Here is a 20,968-nt window from a genome sequence, read left to right as displayed (position 1 = left end):
ATTTAATGGTAAAAATTATTGCTTGACACTCCTTAAGGACAAAGCAAGCAATTATAACACGTAGTGCAATAGTTACTAGTAAAAATTCTTGTATGGGTGAAGCATTTGTACGTATAACTTTTCATAAAAACGAAATATCTTGGTACAAATGCTTTACCCCTCAATGACTTTAGACAATCGACTGGTGCGTAATTGTCTGTTACGCACCACGCTGTAGCGCCATTTCGACCTGATTAAACTCCATTTCTAAACGATCCTTGAGCTTTTTCGGTACAGGACGATTGGGATAAGAACTATAGTGTCCAGCAAGAGAATTGAGAGCTGTTCGCATGGTTGTGAAAGAACCCAAACCTGCAACAGAATTATCTCGTTGATAACGAGCTGCAAAAGTATTAATTTGTTGACGCGCTTGTGATTGCGCTGCTAATTTTTCTGGTGAATCGTCTGGTAACTCTAGGGTATGTCTTAAAGTATTGAGTACAGCTAATGTATCTTGGCGATAATCGCCAGACAAACCATCTGGGCTACCTGAACAACCTATTAGGCCAATAGCTACAACTAAGACCAGAGCAAGCAGACGTGACCAATAGCGCTTCATAATCATTGATGTGAAACTATATGTAAATCAATGTCCATCCTATCCTGGATTGGTATCCTGGGGATCATTCCAAGGGTAAGAGTAGACCTCTTGCAAAAGTCGAATGAACCCCCCTCAATCCCCCCGTTCACGGGGGGAAGATTTAGTTCCCTCCCCGTAAACGCTTAGGGTTAGGGTGGGGTAAAAATATTTTTGCAAGAGGTCTAGTGTGAGAGAAAAAGGGGACAAAACAATTCAAAATACAAAATTCAAAATTCAAAATTAAGAACTTTTGACTTGTTGACCAATGACCAATGACTAACTATTGCCTATGTTTTGATAAAGAGTATCTCGTTGTTGATAAGGTCTTCCTAGAGAAGCGATCGCACTTTGTAAGGTTTCAACTTCCATACATGTACCCCCTATTGCTCCTGCCATGGTGGTAATGTGTTCTTCCATTAATGTTCCACCAATATCATTACAGCCCCAATTTAGAGCTTCTATCGCTCCTGCAAGTCCTAGTTTTACCCAACTCGGTTGATGGTTAGGAATCCACTTTCCTAAAAAAATCCTTGCGACTGCGGTAAGCAAAAGTGCATTTTCTAACACGGGCTGATCGCGCCCTACACGGCGGCGTAGGGGTTTGGGCGCTTCTTGTCCCACAAATGGCAATAAAATAAACTCAGTAATACACGCTGGATATTCTTGATTGATGGCAGTTTGTTGGAGCGATCGCAATTTTTCTAAATGCTGAATTTGTTGTTTTGGATTCTCAATATGTCCCGACAGCATTGTACTAGTGGTGTGCATACCCAATTTATGAGCTGTAGTGACAATTTCTAACCAAGTTGCTGTATCAATTTTTTCAGGACATAGTACGCGCCGCACTTCATCATCTAATACTTCAGCTGCTGTTCCAGGCATAGAATTTACACCAGCATTTCGTAAAGCAGCAATTACCTCAGCATAACTTAGACCATCGATTCTAGCGATAAATTGTACTTCTTGAGGAGAAAAAGCATGTAGATGCAGATGAGGAAATTCCTGTTTAATAGTTCTTACTAATTCAAGGTAGTAAGACAGGGATTTAGCGTTGATTTTTGCTGCTGGATTTAACCCACCTTGCATACAAATTTCTGTTGCACCACGCTTGACAGCATCTTGTGTTTTTTCTAAAATAGCCGTCCAATCTAACCAATAAGCACCTTCGTCACCTTCATCTCGTCGGAAAGCGCAGAAACTACAGTGCTGTTCGCAGATATTAGTAAAGTTGATATTACGATTGATCACGTAGGTAACTGTGTCGCCTGCTTGCCGTTGACGCAGTTTATCTGCTGTCATACGAACCGCAGCAATTGAACTTGCGTCAGATTGTTGTAATAATACCAATCCTTGTTCAGAAGATAAATCGTACCCCATCAAGGCATGATCAAGAATTTTTTCTAATGTGCTATTTATCACTTTATATACTGTTGCTCTCAAGGACTGGATTGACTGGGAATTGATTATACTAAACTAATAAAATTCTACTAACTAAGTTTTGATATTTTCAGTATTTAACTTTTTAGATTTCAATGTAACTAAAGTTACGACACCTAAAGTAATTGCACGTCTGTAAATTTATTGTATTTCATCTAATTATGTGTTATTTAAATTCATGGTCATTCATGGTCAAAACAATTATAAAGATTATATTAGATATTAAAAAATCTATTGTTGATTTATAAGCTTATTGAGAATAGTTTATGTGATCTAGTTTCTCAAAAAATTTGAGTTTTACGAAATTATTAATAACTCAAAGCATAAAATACTGAAAAATCTAATGAATTTTTATGTAATAGCTATTACTAATTTTTGTATACACTGAGTTGTATGAAAATTTAAAGAAATATAAACTATCTTAAACATTAACTAAAGAGTAATATAAACGACATCAGTTCTCTCGCCAAATGCAAATGTTGTTGCTTTTTAATAATCTCTAGTTTGCTGAATGAATATAAACCAACCCAGTTCATTGTTAGCAGTTCCATCAGGAACCTTGCAGATACCAGAATTACCGTCTCAAGAATTAGTATGGTTTTCGCTGGTAATTCCGACTTACAACGAAGCTGCTAATATCGAAAAAATCATTCAAAGATTAACTCAATTACTGGATGAGCGTATCCCAGAAAACTACGAATTGATAGTGGTAGATGATGATAGTCTAGACGGTACATGGCAAGTAGCACAATCTTTAATGCAACAATACCCGCAATTGCAAGTGATGCGGCGTCAGCATGAAAGGGGGCTTTCCTCCGCAGTAATTCGGGGTTGGCAAGTAGCAAAAGGAAATATTCTAGGGGTGATAGATGGTGACTTACAGCATCCGCCCCATGTGTTACTACAACTACTAGATGCAATTGTCCAGGGAGTAGATTTAGCCGTTGCTAGTCGTCATGTAGATGGCGGGGGAGTCTCTAGTTGGAATTTAATAAGGCGTTTTTTGTCTCGTGGCGCTCAGTTGCTAGGATTAGTAATTTTACCTAGCGTAGTTGGTAAAGTTTCAGACCCAATGAGCGGTTATTTCCTCTTCCGTCGCCACAGCATAGTCAATGTGACTCTGAATCCCGTAGGATACAAAATATTGCTAGAGGTGATCGGGCGTGGTCAAATTAAGCAGATCGCTGAAGTTGGTTATGTATTTTGTGAACGCAAACAGGGTGAGAGCAAGGTTACTTGGAAACAATATTTAGAATACATTCATCATTTATTGCGGTTACGCCTTTCCACTGGACACATTGGAAGATTAAGCCAAAACTTCCCAGTTGGTCGATTTGTCCGTTTTGGTTTAGTGGGACTAAGTGGAGTATTTGTGGATATGGCGGTGCTTTACTTACTCAGCGACCCAACGACCTTGGGATTGCCCCTAACTCGTAGTAAAATCTTCGCTGGTGAGATTGCGATTTTTAATAATTTTTTGTGGAATGATGCTTGGACTTTTGCAGATGTGGCGATGCAACAGAATTCATGGCGTCAGCGTATGAAGAGGTTTTTGAAATTCAACATTATTTGTTTGGCTGGTTTGGTTTTGAATGTGTTGGTGTTGAACTTGGTGTTTAATTTCATGATTCATAACCGCTATATTGCAAACTTGATTGCGATCGCCATTGCGACTATTTGGAATTTTTGGGTGAACCTCAAGCTGAGTTGGCGTGTTACTCAAGTGAAATAAACATTTTTGGAATTCATTGGACTTTGTCCAAAGTCCAATATACATATTGCATCATTAATTTACAAACTGCAAATAAAATTTACAAATAGTATATCTAAAAAACAGCAAATGTATGCATTGACTGGATAGTGTAGAATAAATACGCCGTAGGTACGGCAACTTTTCGATAAGATAAATGAATCAATTGCTAGGAACAAATAGTGCTGAAGTTAAACAAAAAGCTGTAGAGTTAGGATTCCACAAAGTAGGAATAGCTGCTATCTATGGGACAGATGATATACAAATGCAGCAGTTGCGAGCATGGATCGAGCTTGGTTATCATGCCGACATGGAATGGATGACTTCTCCCAAGCGTCAAGATATTAGATTAGTGATGAGTGAAGTGCGATCGCTAATTTGTGTAGCCCTTAACTATTATACCCCCCATCAACGCCCTGGAGGTGAAGAGTATGCCAAAATTTCTCGTTATGCTTGGGGACGAGATTATCACAAAGTCATGCATAAAAAATTGAAAGCACTCTCTAACTGGTTGCAGGGACAAGGTGAAAACATCCAAGCGCGGTATTATGCAGATACAGGGCCAGTTCAAGATAAAGTCTGGGCGCAAAAAGCTGGAATTGGTTGGATTGCCAAAAATGGTAATGTAATTACGCGAGAATATGGCTCTTGGGTGTTCTTGGGAGAAGTGCTAACAAACTTAGAGTTAGATCCAGATAAACCCCATACACAACATTGTGGAAATTGTACTCGCTGTCTAGAAGCTTGTCCTACAGATGCTATAACTAGTCCGTTCGTGGTAGACGCTAATCGCTGCATTGCTTATCATACAATTGAAAATCGCCAGGAAAAATTACCAGAGGCGATCGCATCCAATTTACAAGGTTGGGTTGCTGGTTGTGATATTTGCCAAGATGTTTGTCCTTGGAATCAGCGTTTTGCTAGTCCAACTGACGTGGAAGAATTTCAGCCATATCCTGGGAATATTGCGCCTAAGCTGGTAGAATTAGCCCAAATCTCAGATTATGAGTGGGATGAACGATTTCCAGCATCGGCGTTACGGCGAATTAAGCCAGAAATGTTACGACGGAATGCCCGTGCTAATCTAAACGCATTCCAACAGGCACAAGAATGACCCAGAAAGTAATTATTTTTGATTTCGATGGCACAATCGCTGATACAGTAGACGCACTTGTAACTATAGCCAACCGTTTAGCTAAAGATTTTGGTTATGTGCAAATTACTCCGGAAGAACTAGCTTTGTTGAGAAATTTAACTTCTAGAGAAATTCTTAGTTATTCAGGTATTTCTGTATTCAAGATACCTTTTTTAGTGAAAAAAGTCAAAGGGGAATTAAAAAGGAAAATACCAGAGCTAAAACCAATTTCCGGGATGAAAGAAGCCTTAATAGACCTAAAAAATGCCGGTCATCATTTAGGAATTATCACATCTAATTCTAAAGATAATGTTACAGAATTCTTGAAAATTAATGAATTAGATAATTTGTTTGAATTTATTTATTCAGGTATAACTATTTTTGGGAAAACAACAATTATTAATAATGTGCTAAGACAAAAACAAATTAAACTAGAAGAAGTCATTTATGTTGGTGATGAAACTAGAGATATCGAAGCTTCTAAAAAATCTAATATTAAAGTAGTAGCAGTTACTTGGGGCTTTAATTCTCCAGAGGTATTAGCTAAACAAAAACCCAATTATTTGATTCAACACCCTAGTCAATTGCTAGAGGTAGTAAATAACAGTTAACAGTTATCAGTTATCAGTTAATAATTAATCCCCATAAATAAATTTAGGGGATTTTACAAGAAAGAAAATTTATTTTTCTCCATCAATCATATTGAGGAGCAAGGACGCTGATTAAACGATAGAAGCTGATAACTAATAACTGGTCAATTGTCAAAATTATTCCCACAAATGACTAATGAGTATTACTTAGAGCCAATTTCGTCTGCCATTGCTTTATAATCAGCAGGATCGCCTGTTGATTTTGCTTCCGTTTTTTTCTCCTCTGATTCAGCCATTTGATATTCTGGTGCAGTGGCGTCTTGGCTTGCTTTTGCACCCTTACCCACACTCAATTGCTGTGCTGCTTGATAATCTTTGTCCATATCAACACTAGGCGCTTTTGCTTCACCACTGGCAATTTCTTCAGCAGTTAGTTTTGCATCTTCAGTAGAAGCTTGCTCAACATTTGGTTTAATTTCTTCAGACATAAGAATCCCCTCTGATAATTTTTTGTTTATGTCGAGATTCTATCAGAGTGAACCAATTCAACCTTGATATCTGTAGATAGATATTTCTCCTCTATTGAAAGATAGAGAAATTAAATTATTCGTGAAAAACAAGATCCCCGACAACTCATGCGAAGTCGGGGATCTGATCTCTCAATTTTTACAACTCCTATGAAAAACAAGATTTCCGACTTATTCAAAGAATTCAGAAATTTGGTTTTTAAATTTTCAAAATAGAAGAGAGATACTATACTTGATTATTCAACCAGTTACCGACGACTAATTCTAGGCAGGTTTCTTTCTGGGTAAAGCCAAGTTTTTTATAAAAATCAATAGTATCATCTGTAAATAAACACACATGTTGCCCTTGTAATTCTGTCAATAGAGTTCGCATCATGGTAGTAGCAATACCTTGATGGCGATAAGGACTAAATGTCCAAACATCGACAATGTAAGCATTACAAACACCATCAGATAAAACACGAGCAGTTCCAATGATACGATCGCCTGCATAAGCAATACAAGTTGCATAGCTATTAGCAAACGATACTCTTAGTTGTTCTGGACTCCTACCATTGTCAAATTTATCTTGACTGAGCGTTGCTTTCATTTCCTCCCAGTCAACATTTTCTAGATCGCGTTTGTAGATGATGATCATGATACTGCCATCTGAGTCAAATCAGCCGGGGTGAGGTGGGAATGTACAACTTGTCCATCACGAAACCAGACGATACGTTGAGTTTGGCGAGCAACTTCTGGTTCGTGAGTTACCATGACGACAGTAATCCCAGTGGTATTGAGTTCAGTAAAAATATCCAATACTTCTTGGGTGGTACGGGAATCAAGCGCACCAGTGGGTTCGTCTGCTAGCACTAATACCGGACGATTGACAATTGCACGGGCGATCGCTACCCTTTGTTGTTGTCCCCCAGATAATTGATTCGGTTTGTTGTTAATACGTTTTTCCAAACCAACGCGCTTGAGTGCTTCGGCCGCGCGATCGCGTCTTTCGGCAGAGTCCACACTAGCATACACCATCGGCAACATCACATTTTCTAGTGCTGATAGCTGAGACAAAAGATGGAATTGCTGAAAGACAAAGCCAATTTTTTTATTCCGAATGTGAGCAAGTTCGCTATCATCCATTTGTGCGACATCGAGGTTATCTAAATAGTAATGTCCTGATGTGGGGCGATCTAAACAGCCAATTATATTCATAGCTGTAGATTTACCAGAACCAGATGGTCCCATAATTGAACAATATTCGCCCTCGTGGATCACCAAATTCACATCGTTGAGTGCTTTGACTTCAGTTTCACCACTACCGTAGATTTTAAAGATATTTTCTAGTTGAATGATTGATGATTTGTTATTTGTCATTTGTCATTTGTTCTCTTATCTTTATTATCTCTACTCATCTCCTGATCCGACTACTTATTCAGATTTCTTGTTGCTCCTTAACTCGCCGAGTTTTGAGCCACTACAACATCTGTAGTTTTTCTTTCTGGTTTCCCCAGTTAGCTGTTTGTAGACGTTTTTTTAATTCCTCTTCGCTATCTGCGATTTCAATCTTAAATGAGCGGCTCATTGCTATTTAAATTTATCGAGTTTGCTTCTCTCTATATATATGCATTTTCATATTAAATTGGTATAAGGAGGAATTCATAAAGATAAGAATCAATTGTAACAAAATGAAAATAGAGTGAATGTTACCATATTTAAATTTTTTCTTGTTCAAAGCAAAATTGCGATCGCTCATTCTTATCTACCAGCCCTAATCAAGAAAATCTCAAACTACCCGCTTTTATTTGCTCCTACTCTTCATTTGTCAGATCAACAATTTTTCATGCAAGCAACCATCCACAACTCTAATAACTAACAAATCCCGCAGCTAGCTCTCTGCTTGCAAAGCGAAAGACATGGCAAAGAAATGAAGACTATCTTATGTTAACCTGGGTTTAATTTTTATACGCCAGAAGCAAAATAATTAAATTAACAAGAAAAAAATCTCTCCAATTATTGTTAACAATTGTAAAATTCATGTCTTTAAGACTAGAAACATGATTTTTATCTAGTTAAACTAACAAAAAGAGTGGTGTGCTGCTACTAATTAAAAAAAGGTATGGTTTTCTAGTCTAGATGATCCCTGTTCAACTAACTCTGAAAAATTTCCTCAGTTACCGTGATGCAACTTTGGATTTTCGCGGTTTGCATACGGCGTGTATTTGTGGGGCTAATGGCGCTGGTAAATCTTCTTTATTGGAAGCGATCACCTGGGCAATTTGGGGGGAAAGCAGAGCCAATACTGAAGATGATGTTGTCCACACTGGCGAAAAAGAAGTTCAAGTAGATTTCGTTTTTAGAATCAGCCAAGAGCAAACTTATCGAGTGATTCGTACTCGCGCTCGTGGTGGTAGTAGTGTTTTGGAATTTCAAATCGAAACACCAAAAGGGTTTAGCTCACTGAGTGGTAAAGGAGTAAGGGCAACTCAAGATACGATTTTGCAGCATATTAAGCTAGATTACGATACTTTTATTAACTCTGCTTACCTGCGTCAAGGTCGAGCAGATGAATTTATGCTCAAACGTCCAAGCGAACGCAAGGAAATATTAGCGGAATTATTAAAACTTCATCAATATGATGAATTAGAAGAACGATCAAAAGATTTATCGCGTCAGTTTAAAGCCAAAGCCGAAGAATTAGAACGCTCTTTGGAGTCGATGAAAATTCAACTCAAAGAACGAGAGGCGATCGCAACTCAACGAGTCACCTTAGAAAACGAACACAATCAACTCCAACAAGTACAAGCTTTTGAAAATATTAAATTACAAAGTTTGCAAGTTGTCCAGCACCAACGACAGAATTGGGAAGAGCAACTAAATTTTGTCAGACAGCAATATCAAAACTTAACTCAAGATTGCGATCGCCTCGAACACGAGCGGGAACGAATTGCAACTCAGCTATCCACATTAGAAGAATTATTAGCTCAAGAAGCAGAAATCACCACCGGATACAGCCGATACCAAAATCTACAAGCTCAAGAAGAAGCCACAAGTACCAAATTTGCAGAATACACCCGCGCTCAAACCACCCGTCAACAAAAGCAACAGCAGCTGACCAAACAAATTAACGAAATAGAACGACAACTGCAACAAACGCAAGCGCAATTAGAAGCATTACGTCAGCAAGATGCAGAAATTCAACAAACTCTCAATAAATCGAGTGAAGTCGAAGCAGCTTTGTCTAAATTGACAACAGCGCGTCAGCATCTAGCTCAATTGGATGAATTGCAATTACAAGTTTCTCCCTTGCTGCAACAACGAGCAACTTTACACAGCCAAATCGTGCGCGTACAAGCGGGATTAGTAGCACGATTAGAACAAATACAAGCCACAGAAAATCAATTACAATCTCAGCAGCGACGCCAACCCCAACTGCAACAAGCGGTGATGGAAGTCGCAATCCAGATTGAAGAATTGGAGAAAAAGCGAGTCTATCTGCAACGAGTTCAGGAAAAAGGACAAGAACGACGGAATTTTATTGAACGGTTGCAAGCTCATCAACGCGATTATGAAAGATTGCTGGGAGAACTAGAGCAAAAAATCCAAATGCTGCAAACTCCCAACGCCATTTGTCCTCTGTGCGAAAGGGGTTTGGATGAGCATCACTGGAATCGAGTTGTAGATAAAACCAAATCTGAGTATAAAGATACAGAAGGACAATTGTGGGTAGTTCGAGAACAGATGGCTGTTTCCGACAGAGAAATTCAGGTACTTAGACAAGAATATCGAGATATATCTCAACAATTGTCTCCCTATGACACATTACGAGAACAAAGAGGACAATTAGCAGCTAAGTTACAAGCAACAACTGATGTTGAACAACAATTACAAGATATTGCGGTTCAAAAACAACAACTAGAGCGATCGCTCCAACTAGGCGAATATGCACCCGACAAACAAGCCGAACTCCTAGAGTTAGAAAATTATCTGCAACAACTCAACTATAATGAGCAAAATCACGCCTTAGCTCGCAGTGAAGTAGAACGCTGGCGTTGGGCAGAAATTAAACAAGGACAGATTAGAGACGCTACCAAACGCCAAGCCCAAATAGAAGCGAAAAAACCAGAACTGCAAGCACAAATTGACCAGTTGCAAGCAAGAATTAAGCAAGAGGCGATTGATTCTGAATGTGCTAAACAAATCACCGCTTTAGATAATTTCATCGCCGAACTTGGTTATGACACTGAACAGCATAATAACCTCCGTGTTGCTGTACGCAAAGCCCAAGGTTGGCAATTGCGCCACCAACAATTACAAGCAGCACAACAGCAGTATCCGCAACTTAAAGCTAGAGCGCAAGAATTAGAAGTAGCTTTACAAGCAAGATGGGCAGAAAGGCAAAAACTAAAAAGCCAAATTGAAAGTATTATTAGTCAACTTGAGGAAACAGGCAATCCTCTAGCCCAAATTCAAGCTTTAGAGCAGCAATTAGCAACTCGGCGTCGCCAACTTGACGAACAAATCACCCAATTGGGGCGCTTAGAACAAATGGCGCACCAGCTCGATATGCTGCAAACTCAATATGAGCAACAGCAGCAAGAACAGCAACAAGCCAAAGATCAACACCGTGTTTACCACGAATTAGCTCAAGCTTTTGGTAAAAATGGTATCCAAACACTGATGATTGAAAACGTCCTGCCGCAACTAGAAGCAGAGACAAATCAACTTCTTTCCCGCCTTAGTGCTAATCAGTTACATGTACAATTTGTGACACAAAAAGCTGGACGTAATGGTAAAGCTACGAAGAAAAATAGCAAGTTAATTGATACTTTAGATATCTTGATTGCCGATGCTAGAGGTACAAGAGCCTATGAAACTTACTCTGGTGGGGAAGCGTTTAGAATTAACTTTGCGATTCGTTTAGCTTTGGCAAAATTACTTGCACAACGCGCCGGAGCTGCTTTGCAAATGCTGATTGTTGATGAAGGCTTTGGTACACAGGATACAGAAGGATGCGATCGCCTGATTGCTGCAATTAATGCGATCGCCCCGGATTTTGCTTGTATTCTCACAGTGACACATATGCCACACCTGAAGGAAGCTTTTCAAGCACGGATTGAGGTGAATAAAAGTCAGCAAGGTTCGCAGTTGCGTTTGATGGTTTAGCTACCGAATGTGTTTCTTAGAAGTTAAGACAAATGAGCGATCGCGTAACACCGTCAGCTTAAATATATAGAGCGTAGTCATTAGTTTGATAACAGTAATGCTGACTCTATTGTTAGTGACAACACCTGAATAAGGAATCAGTAGAGCATCTTTGACTATGCCACAGAAAATATTTTTCTGGAAGAATCCCACGCGCTAAAGCAAGCGTCGGAGAAGTCAATACTTAATAATTAAATAGATTTAACCTAAATCCTGGCAATATATTTTCACCGGATAATTCTGTAGGAAAGTTTCGCATTTCCACATCTTGTCCTGGACGATAAATTTCCACTTGCTGCTGTTGAGGATTAATCAACCATCCCAATTGCACTCCTGCATCAAGATATTCTTGCATTTTCTGACGTAGGGTTTCTAGGTCGTCGGTTGCTGACCTTAACTCGATGATAAAATCTGGTGCAATGGGAGGAAATTTACGTTTTTGTTCAGGTGTGAGTGCTTCCCATCGTTCTCTGCGAATCCAAGCAACATCTGGAGAACGGTCAGCACCATTAGGTAACTTAAATATAGTAGAGGAACTAAAAGTATAACCGAGTTGCGTTTGGCGATTCCATATTCCCAAATCGATCATTAATTCGGCTTCTCGATTCCCACTTTCTCCGCCAACGGGTGGCATAATAATTAATTTTCCCTTGGGCGTTCGTTCAAATTGCAACTCGCGGTTAATTTGACATAGCTGATAGAACTGTTCATCCGTTAGGTGAACCGTGTCTAGGTTTAATGTCAAAGGACTTGTAACCATACAGTTAGCCTGAATAGTCGTTGTAATAATACCATGCTATGGCATCTTTAAAGGCTTTTCGACTACAACAAGGGAATGAAAAATCGACCACTGATACTAATCACGAAATTCGCAACTACGTTGCTGTTTGGGGCGGGTTTTCAGCCAGCCTTCCTTATAAGTTTGCTGCTAAATTAATCCCTGTCCTTGATCCTCGATCCCTTAATACCCAAATTGCCACATCATAAAGGCGAAGATGTCGGCTCGTTCTTGGAGACGTTGCGTTTTGGTTGAACCAACGCCGTGTCCTGTTTCATAGTCAATACGGAGTAAGATAGGTTTGTCACTTGCTGAGGCGGCTTGAACTCGCGCCGCAAATTTTGTTGATTGCCAAGGTTCGCATCGTTGATCAGTGATGCCGTGGATTATTATCATTGCTGGATAGTTCACACCATTTTGGACATGCAAAAATGCATCCATTTCGTAGAGTGCTTTGAACCCTGCTGCGGTGGCGCAACTCCCAAATTCGCGAATATTGTTCACTCCGTTTGCCATTGTTTCAAAGCGAATTACATTCATCGCGCCTACCCGTGCAATTGCTACTGCAAACAGATCAGGACGTTCTGTAACGGCTCTACCAATCAAAATACCACCTGCACTAACGCCTTCTGCCGCCAGTTTTGCAGGCGAGGTATATTTTTTTTTAATTAGATATTCAGCACAAGCAATAAAATCTTTCCAAGTGTTGGGCTTTGTTTGCTGAAATCCGGCGCGATACCACGCTTCACCTTTTTCACCACCACCGCGCACATGAGCGATCGCCATAATACCACCTTTCTCATACCAGGCATAATTTTGTTGTTGATAGCCTAAGTACATGGAAAAACCGTAAGCCCCATAACCAATCAACCAGCATGGATTTGAACCATCAAGTTTGATACCTTTTTTGTGGACAATAGAAAGCGGTATCATCGTCCCATCGTGCGATCGCACCTCGACTTCTTGAGCTACTAAATCATCTGGTGCGTCATATTTACCTTGCGATTGTAATTGTGTCTGCGTGAGTTGATTGGTTTGCGGTTCGTATTCGTAGATGCTGTAAAATTTTGTCCAAGTCGTAACACTGAGCAAAATTCCTGCCACTCTGGGATCATTTTTGGTGATTCTGGGGTCATTTCCAAAAAAGTCAACTGTGCCAGCAAACGGCAGATTGAGTGATTCTGTTTTACCGTCGTAAGTAATGCGGATGAATTTGTTACTACCATTATTCTTTGTTAGTACATAAAGTGCATCTTGAGCGGCAAATATATACTCAATTATCTGATCGCTTTCTGCCATGACAATTTCAGCACTCGAAAAGTCAGGATTTTTCAGCGAAGTTTTGACTATCTTATAGTGAGGCGCATTTTTATGCGTTAGCAAATACACCTCTTCTCCATGCACTTCAAAAAGTATGACTTCATCGATCGCATCGCAAATCTTTTTCCACTCTGGTGTACCTTCATTGAATGAAGCGAGGGTGGCGACATAGAGATCTAGTTCTTTCTGTGTACCGTAGAGGATGACTGCAAATATATAGTCGGAATTGGGAAGGGCAATAACAAAGGGAACTGCGACAGTTGAAATGTTCACCAAAGAAGTCACTTCATGACCGAGGATAAGGTTATCTTGTTCTATATCTGTGCCAAGTCTGTGCAAATAGACTTTGCTTTTTTGATACTTTTGAGTCTTCGCCATGCCTTCTTTCATCTCTTGATCGCGGGTGTAGACAAATGACTGGTTATCAGGCAACCAAACTCCGCCCCAATGCAGCCGCGAAATCGGTTTGTCTATATTTTCAAGAGTTTCAGTATTGATCACATAAAGCGAAGCCTCTTCTGAACCATTTGCCGAAATACTATAATTCACATACTTGCCATCCCACGAGGGGATAAAACAGTTAATTGCGTGCGGGTTGCCTGTTTCTTGTTTAAACTTGTCAGGATCAACCAAAAGCATTTCGTTGCCGTTCATGCCGTCTCGCATGTACAGTTGCCACACATCGTCTTGCGCCGTAGATTTGAGGTAGAAAATTTTGCTATTAGCAAGGCGCAACACGCAGCTTACTTTTGCCGGAACAGAAGCGTCTAATTCCACCATGCGCTTAAAAAAGGTATTGCGTCCCGGAATTTGTGCAAGCGTATGGGTTGTAAAATCGGCTTGCGCTTTTACCCACTGTTGCACTTGTTGATCATTGAAGTTTTCCATGTAACGATAATTGTCCGTTACCTGCGTACCGAAGTAATTGTCTGTAACAGGTTTGACAGGTGCAACGGGCGGCTTTGGTTGTTTGGTCATGTTGCGTTTCTCCAGAAGTTTGGTGCGCTGGACTTTGACCGAGAAATGTAATTAATTATGCGATCGCTTCATGTTATTGTTATACACAAAGTTCAAAGCGGACGCTCCCAAGGCTGACTGTACTGTCTATAGCCAACTCGTTTTAAAGCAGAAATCATTGGTAAATTGTTCACATCTGTATCGCAAAACACCCGCCAAACTCCGATATTCTGTAATACTCGTGTTCCCTTGAACAACAAATCATTTGCAAAACCAAAACCACGATACTCTGGCAAAACCCACATCACGGATGAATGAATTCAGGAAAGTTTGCTTATATCCCCATGCTTTTAGCCGGGGGATATAAGCATCACGACTCGTAAAACTCATGCTTGAGCAGTGTCAACGATTACTAGCTAAGTAGAAACTGACCATGAAGCAAGGTAGTGATCGACAGGTAATTATGCCCCTCTATCTAGAGGGGTCGGCTGCTATTATTTATTGTGAAGTTTTCCCAAAATACATAGATAATGAACCTATATGAAGTCAAATAAAGCTATATGTTTTAATAAAGTTGTACTTGATCTATACAAAAAACACGCTCTAATGATTATTGACCAATACTTTTTTGAGAGCATTCAATGTGGCGACATAATGTGCCACCTGTGCCTCATCAATCCAAAATCTAAAATCCAAAATCTAAAATCGGATGACCCTCGCTTATCCACGCCGACAACGACAACTTGAAAGTCTAGTCAGAAAATTGGGTTTGGCAGTAGAAGGACCAATTCAATGGCAACTGCTGGACTTAGCACTGACTCATCCGACCGTATCTGACTCAGCAAATTATGAACATCTAGAATTTGTTGGTGATGCTGTAGTGCGGTTGGTGTCAGCAATTGTGTTGTGGGAAAATTATCCCAATTGTCCGGTAGGAGATTTTGCGGCAATTCGTTCGGTATTAGTGAGCGATCGCATTTTAGCCCAGTTAGCACGCTCTTACGGTTTTGAACTATATTTACTTGTGGCTGGCAGTGCCACTGCTGATAAAGTTGGTCAACAATCGAGATTAGCAGATGCCTTTGAAGCTGTTCTAGGAGCGCTTTACCTTAGTACTAACAATCTTGATTTAATTCGTCCTTGGCTAGATCCTCACTTCAAAGAACTAGCAGCAGAAATTCGCCTTGATCCAGCTAGACTAAATTACAAAGCTGCTCTCCAAGAATGGACTCAAGCGCATTTTAAGGTTTTACCAGAATACCGAGTTGTAGAAATTAGTCAGCCTCATAATAATCAAGATCGTTTCATAGCTCAAGTGTGGCTGCACGGACAAAAACTTGGTGAAGGTAAGGGACGTTCAATTAAAGCTGCTGAACAAGCCGCAGCAAAAGTTGCTTATTTAACTTTAAGCACACAAGAAGAACACTGAATTAAGTAAGTCTACACAAATAAAGTAGGAGCTAACGATCGTACTTTAGGATAAACCTGTGAAAATTTGGACACATTGACACTACGTACTCTAATCACTACTACTACCCCAATTACCAATTACCAATTAGCGATCTCAACGGTTAGAATATTGGCTTCTCGTCTACGTGTCGTATAAATTTTAGGGTGTCAAGTGGCACAGGAACATTATTCAGAAATACCACCGCCATTACTTTTAAATGGTAGCGATCGCGATCTTGATTTAGAGTCTACTCTCCAAGAGCTACAATTGTATAACTTCCAAGTTGAAACTAGCTGTACTGGTACAGAGATAGCCAAAGTATTTGAGAAAAACCCACTGCTACCAGGAGTAATTTTGGTCGAACAGGGAAATTACACTGGGATGATTTCGCAGCGACGACTGCTGGAATTTTTCATCCGTCCCTACGGACAAGAGTTATTTTTGAGCCAACCCTTAAGTGTAATTTACAGTTATGCTCGTACTCCAACTTTAATATTGCCTGAAACTACGCCGATTTTGGCAGCGATGCAACTAGCGCTGAGGCGATCGCCTGAACTTTTAGCAGAACCAGTGGTTGTACAAACTGTCGATGATACTTACACATTGTTAGATGTACAGCAATTGAATATTGCTTCTTGGCAAATTCGTGGTATCGAAACTCAAGTGCGCTACGAACGTAGCCAAGCTCAAATGATTCAAAATGATAAGATGGCAAATTTAGGACGTTTGGTAGATGGGATTGCTCATGAGATTTTAGATCCAGTGGGTTTTATTTGGGGTAACTTAACTTATGTCTCCAATTACAGCCAAGATTTACTCAAACTGATTGCAGCTTATGAAAGTAAGTTATCATCACCTTGTGAAGAAATAAATTCTCTCAAACAAGAAATAGAATTTGATTTTTTAGAACAAGATTTATTACAAGCTCTTACTAGTATTCGTACAGGAGCAGAAAGATTAAAAAAATTAGTTATTAGCTTACAAAATTTTTGTCATATTGATGAAGTTTATCCCAAACCTGCCGATTTACATGCATGTATCGATAATATTTTGTTAATCATCAATAGCAGTATTCAGGGAGAGATAGAAATAATTAGAAATTACGGTCGTCTACCTCCGATATCTTGTTTTATTGGACAACTACATCAAGTATTTATGAATCTTTTAAGTCACTCTGTAGACTTATTACTTGATGAAGCAGTACGACATCGGTTAAACCCTATCAAACAAGCTAATAAACCACGAATTAAAATTACTACAGAAGTTATCTCTCAAGAATCTACCATACCAGAAGTGCCAGATTCACGATGGGTTGCTATTTATATTCAGGATAATAGTCTAGGAATTTCTGATAAATTCAAACAGGAGATTATAGAATCTTTTTCTGTGGAAAAAAGAGCCAACAAAGAAACTAGCCTTGCAGTAAGTTATCGTATTATTACAGCCAGGCATGGTGGTAAATTTAATTTATCTTCAGAAGTGGGTGTGGGTACAAAATTTACAATATTGTTGCCTTTGTTGTAATTTGTTAGCTTGTAAGGGTAGCGCGTCTACGCCCCTACCCATTATGATAAATTTTACTTAACTGACGTACGTTCAAACCACTCCTCATATTTTTGATGATATTCTTCATTTTCGACCACAATAGTCACTCGTACTTTTTGACATCCATGATTTCGTTCTAATGCGATCGCATTTAAAAGCAGACTAGCAATTTTTGGTGAATTAAAGTCTCCACTTACAGTCAAATTATGATCATGTATATCAACTTCGTGTTTTTCTACTTGGCTCAGTTCAACACCAGAAATTTCTCCTTGACTGATAGCGAATTCTGCAAGTAATTTATTTTCTGGACTGACTTGTTCAATTACAAGTTTTTCATATTGCACTGGTACTTGTACCATTCGTGTTTCGATTTCTTTACGAACAATGATATCACCAGCTTTTCGTTTTTTTCTATTGACAATTAATCGTTCACTTAACAAACGAATAATTTCTTCTTCTGTTTTTTCACCAATGTCGTTTTGTTCTAAATTAATATCTTGAGCAGTACTAATGACTGGCTCTATCTTGGAAGTTTCTAAATTATTATTGTTAGTCATTGGTGATTGAGAATATTCAGGCATATGTTTAATTTGTGATTTATCTATGTCTAATAAAACAGATTTAGTAGCTATGTCAATTTTCTTGATTAATTTGCTAGGTAACAGCAGAGAACTATGATGTTCCGAAGATTGGAGACTTGGTAACGGTGTAAAACTAGTGACTATTATATTAACTTTATGATTGTAATCTATAATTAAATCTCTAACTCTACCGATTAGTAAACCTTGCCTATCAATCACTGCAAAATTTCTAATCTTTCTTATCAATTTGTTAAGCAAATCGTGAACATGGACTTGATTAGTATTAATTAATTGTTTTTTCATTTCATGAATAAAATATTATTAAGCGAGAAAACTATCATATGACTTTTATTTACAAGTGATTAAGTGCAGGCAAAATCAATTTGATTTACCTACACTTCTCATCGAACTAGTGATCAATCTCATGTTTATAGTTCATATCTTGCACTTAGCTATGAACTAAAGTTTATCTTTCAAAGTTTAAGCCTGTTTTAACAGGCTATAATTCTGATTCAGTTTGGTGTCTTTAAAGTTTAGCTTATTTGCCATAAACTTTATTTACTGGCACAAAAAAATCAGTGCAAGAATGAGTGTAGTCAATAATTCAACTCATGACAGACTATAAACAAACCAGGGTTATTTTATTCTTAGCATAACGCGCCCGGAAATTTATTTCTGGGCTAACAGCAAAACTCCACTTAAAGTGGACTAAAAGATTTTGAAGTCGTTTTTAGACAATTTAAGCTATGAGCCAAGAATTTTAATTCTTGGCGGACTAGACGAGAAGAAAATAACCCTGATAAACAATATTAGGCTCGTTACATCCATCATTAACGTTGTTCATCAATTGGTAGATTAGGGCTATTTACATCCAATTCTTCACGACGAATTGTGTCTTGAGCCTCAACAGTATCGCGATCTACTTCTTTTCTAACTCTGACTTCTTCACGTACTACAGCTTCTTTACGAATATCGGGAGTTTCTTCGTAGATATCCACGCGAGCAACTTCACCCTCACGGAAATTTGCTTCACCAGGAGCAACTGGTCTACCTGCTTCATTGGGAGTAACTCGTTCAACGACTACTCGCTCTTTTTCTACAGGAACTGCAACTCTTGCAGTTTCTGTTTCAACGTGCTTACCAACTGTTACTTCCCCAACTTTCTCACGTCGTTTGTTGGCAATCAAGCGCTCTTCGTATAGTTTGAGATTTTGATGATTTTGTTCATTCAACCCAAACAAAGAAGGTTCACGATCATAGGTGTAGCTGTCACGATCATATTCGGGAGTAACACCAGTATAACCAGTATTAGAAACTGGCTGATAAGGCATCTCTACACTAGTTTGTCCAGTCAGAGGAGCAGATGCTTCTACTGGTGCAGGATTACGATATACACCCCGTACTCGTTCTTCATAATCGTAATCCACAGTTTGACGTTCGTCATATTCAGGTAAGTTATCTGCTTGCTCTCTAGTCATACCAATAGCATAGACGCGATCGCTATTATGATCTACGCGAGTACGTCCAATAGGCAATAATACTTTCTTACCAAAAATCCAGAAGCCCATGTCCACAACTAAATAGCGAAAATGACCTTCTTCGCCTACTAAAACATCATGAACTGTACCAATCTTTTCATCAGTTCCTTCTACATAAACACTCATTCCTTTGATGTCATTTCCACCAAGATTATTGCGGTAGTTAGGATCAAAATCTGTTAGTTTATAAAGAGCCATATTGATCTCCCTAAGCTGTTTTTTATCTTTTCAGTACTACGCTATTAATTTATTGAGTTTTATTTATCTTCCTAACGAGTGAATCAGTTTCTTAGAGATGTTATCTATGGATGTATTTTGGTGTGAGGGATTGGGGATTAGACATGATTAACAACTAACCACTACCTAACAATCGCAATTTTGGATATCATCCCACTACCCTATTGTCAATGAGTACATCTTTCTTATACTGGTGAGAAGATGGAAAGATGAAGTTTTGTGAAGTGAGGATAGGGCATGTACATTGTGCAAATCGCCTCCGAATGCGCTCCTGTAATTAAAGCAGGGGGTTTAGGTGATGTAGTTTACGGACTGAGTCGGGAATTAGAAGGTCGTGGGCATTCTGTTGAGATCATATTGCCCAAGTATGATTGTATGCGCTACGACCATATTTGGGGACTTCACGACGCTTATCTCAATTTGTGGGTACCCTGGTATGACGCTGCAATTCATTGTTCTGTGTACTGCGGTTGGGTACATGGGCGGGTATGTTTCTTTATTGAACCCCACTGTGAGGACAATTTCTTTAACCGGGGCTGCTATTACGGTTGTGATGACGACAACATGCGCTTTGCATTCTTTTGCAAAGCAGCTTTAGAATTCTTGCTTAAAAGCAACAAGCGACCTGATATCATTCATTGCCATGACTGGCAAACAGGCTTAATTCCAGTCATGCTTTATGAAATTTATAAATATCATGGCATGGAGTATCAGCGCGTTTGCTATACCATCCACAACTTTAAGCACCAAGGACTTGCTGGTATTGATATTCTGCGGGGAACGGGTTTAAACCGAGAGTCGTATTACTTCCAGTACGATTACTTACGTGACAACTTTAATCCCTTTGCTTTGAACTTGATGAAGGGGGGTATTGTTTACTCTAATGCTGTAACCACAGTTTCACCCCACCATGCTTGGGAAGCACAAGCTACAGAGATTGGCTGCGGTTTAGGTCATACCTTGCATCTGTACCAAGACAAATTTAGCGGGGTACTCAACGGGATTGATTATGATTTTTGGAATCCCGAAATTGACCGCTACATTCCTTACAAATATACCCAGGCTGATTTTGAACAAAAAGCATATAACAAAAAAGCTTTGCGAGAGCGATTAATGCTTGCTCATAGTGATAAACCAATCATTGCTTATATTGGTCGATTGGATAATCAAAAGGGTGTACATCTTGTGCATCATGGAATTTATCATGCACTCAATAAAGGAGCGCAATTTGTTTTACTAGGTTCTGCTACAGAACCTGGAATCAATAGACATCTCCGACAACTATCAAAGCCTTTATGTGACTAGCTCTTAGGGTGC

The 20,968-nt window shown here is 39.2% G+C and carries 17 protein-coding genes and 1 pseudogene; 7 read left to right on the top strand and 11 right to left on the bottom strand.

The annotated features are described in order from the left end of the window. Positions 1-199: 199 nt before the first annotated feature. Positions 200-598: a photosystem II protein Psb27 gene (gene psb27 / locus AC5JMK_RS22045; RefSeq protein ID WP_096675569.1), complete on the bottom strand. Its 399-nt coding sequence runs from the start codon at positions 596-598 to the stop codon at positions 200-202. A 297-nt stretch (positions 599-895) separates the two neighbouring features. Then, complete coding sequence (cofH, locus tag AC5JMK_RS22040; protein WP_096675570.1) at positions 896-2,038, bottom strand: 7,8-didemethyl-8-hydroxy-5-deazariboflavin synthase subunit CofH; 1,143 nt, start codon at positions 2,036-2,038, stop codon at positions 896-898. A 529-nt stretch (positions 2,039-2,567) separates the two neighbouring features. Here cofH and AC5JMK_RS22035 point away from each other — a divergent pair. The 3 genes from AC5JMK_RS22035 (at position 2,568) to AC5JMK_RS22025 (ending at position 5,552) form a co-directional block, all read left to right on the top strand. Next, on the top strand, positions 2,568-3,788 hold the full coding sequence (locus tag AC5JMK_RS22035; protein ID WP_096675571.1) for a glycosyltransferase: 1,221 nt from the start codon (positions 2,568-2,570) through the stop codon (positions 3,786-3,788). A 175-nt stretch (positions 3,789-3,963) separates the two neighbouring features. Next, positions 3,964-4,920, top strand: coding sequence for a tRNA epoxyqueuosine(34) reductase QueG (gene queG, locus AC5JMK_RS22030; protein ID WP_096675572.1), 957 nt, complete (start codon positions 3,964-3,966; stop codon positions 4,918-4,920). Then, a complete protein-coding gene (locus AC5JMK_RS22025; RefSeq protein WP_096675573.1) occupies positions 4,917-5,552 on the top strand; it encodes an HAD-IA family hydrolase in 636 nt (211 codons plus the stop codon). Before queG ends, AC5JMK_RS22025 begins: the two co-directional genes overlap by 4 nt. Before the next feature lie 182 nt (positions 5,553-5,734). On the opposite strand, the gene AC5JMK_RS22020 is transcribed toward AC5JMK_RS22025, so the two are convergent. From AC5JMK_RS22020 to AC5JMK_RS22010, 3 genes are all read right to left on the bottom strand, one after another. Next, positions 5,735-6,019: a hypothetical protein gene (locus tag AC5JMK_RS22020; RefSeq protein WP_096675574.1), complete on the bottom strand. Its 285-nt coding sequence runs from the start codon at positions 6,017-6,019 to the stop codon at positions 5,735-5,737. Between the two features lie 265 nt (positions 6,020-6,284). Continuing rightward, positions 6,285-6,695: a GNAT family N-acetyltransferase gene (locus tag AC5JMK_RS22015; RefSeq protein WP_096675575.1), complete on the bottom strand. Its 411-nt coding sequence runs from the start codon at positions 6,693-6,695 to the stop codon at positions 6,285-6,287. Then, on the bottom strand, positions 6,692-7,417 hold the full coding sequence (locus AC5JMK_RS22010) for an ABC transporter ATP-binding protein (RefSeq protein WP_096675576.1): 726 nt from the start codon (positions 7,415-7,417) through the stop codon (positions 6,692-6,694). The genes AC5JMK_RS22015 and AC5JMK_RS22010 overlap by 4 nt, the downstream gene beginning before the upstream one ends. Positions 7,418-8,176: 759 nt before the next feature. Here AC5JMK_RS22010 and sbcC point away from each other — a divergent pair. Beyond that, positions 8,177-11,206 (top strand): exonuclease subunit SbcC, encoded by a 3,030-nt coding sequence (gene sbcC, locus AC5JMK_RS22005; RefSeq protein WP_495911025.1) that lies wholly within the window; start codon positions 8,177-8,179, stop codon positions 11,204-11,206. On the opposite strand, the gene AC5JMK_RS22000 is transcribed toward sbcC, so the two are convergent. From AC5JMK_RS22000 to AC5JMK_RS21985, 4 genes are all read right to left on the bottom strand, one after another. Further along, positions 11,207-11,398 carry a hypothetical protein gene (locus AC5JMK_RS22000; RefSeq protein WP_495911024.1) on the bottom strand — a complete coding sequence of 64 codons (192 nt, stop codon included), beginning with the start codon at positions 11,396-11,398 and terminating at the stop codon, positions 11,207-11,209. A 31-nt stretch (positions 11,399-11,429) separates the two neighbouring features. Beyond that, a complete protein-coding gene (locus tag AC5JMK_RS21995) occupies positions 11,430-12,005 on the bottom strand; it encodes a Uma2 family endonuclease (RefSeq protein WP_096675578.1) in 576 nt (191 codons plus the stop codon). Positions 12,006-12,206: 201 nt separating this feature from the next. After that, entirely contained in the window at positions 12,207-14,321 is a 2,115-nt protein-coding gene (locus AC5JMK_RS21990; RefSeq protein WP_096675580.1) for a prolyl oligopeptidase family serine peptidase, read from the bottom strand. A 92-nt stretch (positions 14,322-14,413) separates the two neighbouring features. Beyond that, positions 14,414-14,605: a GNAT family N-acetyltransferase gene (locus tag AC5JMK_RS21985; protein ID WP_495911023.1), complete on the bottom strand. Its 192-nt coding sequence runs from the start codon at positions 14,603-14,605 to the stop codon at positions 14,414-14,416. Positions 14,606-15,009: 404 nt separating this feature from the next. Here AC5JMK_RS21985 and rnc point away from each other — a divergent pair, with 404 nt between their 5' ends. Both rnc and AC5JMK_RS21975 read left to right on the top strand, forming a co-directional pair. Beyond that, entirely contained in the window at positions 15,010-15,729 is a 720-nt protein-coding gene (gene rnc / locus AC5JMK_RS21980; RefSeq protein WP_096675581.1) for a ribonuclease III, read from the top strand. 192 nt (positions 15,730-15,921) lie between these two features. Next, positions 15,922-17,274, top strand: coding sequence for a sensor histidine kinase (locus tag AC5JMK_RS21975; RefSeq protein WP_096675582.1), 1,353 nt, complete (start codon positions 15,922-15,924; stop codon positions 17,272-17,274). Positions 17,275-17,327: 53 nt separating this feature from the next. Here the strand turns inward: AC5JMK_RS21975 and AC5JMK_RS21970 are convergent, their stop codons facing one another. Next, positions 17,328-18,179, bottom strand: coding sequence for a DUF2382 domain-containing protein (locus AC5JMK_RS21970; RefSeq protein ID WP_495911022.1), 852 nt, complete (start codon positions 18,177-18,179; stop codon positions 17,328-17,330). 527 nt (positions 18,180-18,706) lie between these two features. Continuing rightward, positions 18,707-19,612 carry a DUF2382 domain-containing protein gene (locus AC5JMK_RS21965; RefSeq protein WP_096675584.1) on the bottom strand — a complete coding sequence of 302 codons (906 nt, stop codon included), beginning with the start codon at positions 19,610-19,612 and terminating at the stop codon, positions 18,707-18,709. Positions 19,613-19,888: 276 nt separating this feature from the next. Between AC5JMK_RS21965 and glgA the strand changes: the two are divergent. Then, positions 19,889-20,953: pseudogene (glgA, locus tag AC5JMK_RS21960) on the top strand (glycogen synthase GlgA); the annotation flags it as partial. Positions 20,954-20,968: the final 15 nt, after the last annotated feature.

Source organism: Pelatocladus sp. (assembly GCF_059505505.1).
Note: the sequence above shows the minus strand (reverse complement) of the source record. Positions and strands in the feature narration are given on the sequence as shown.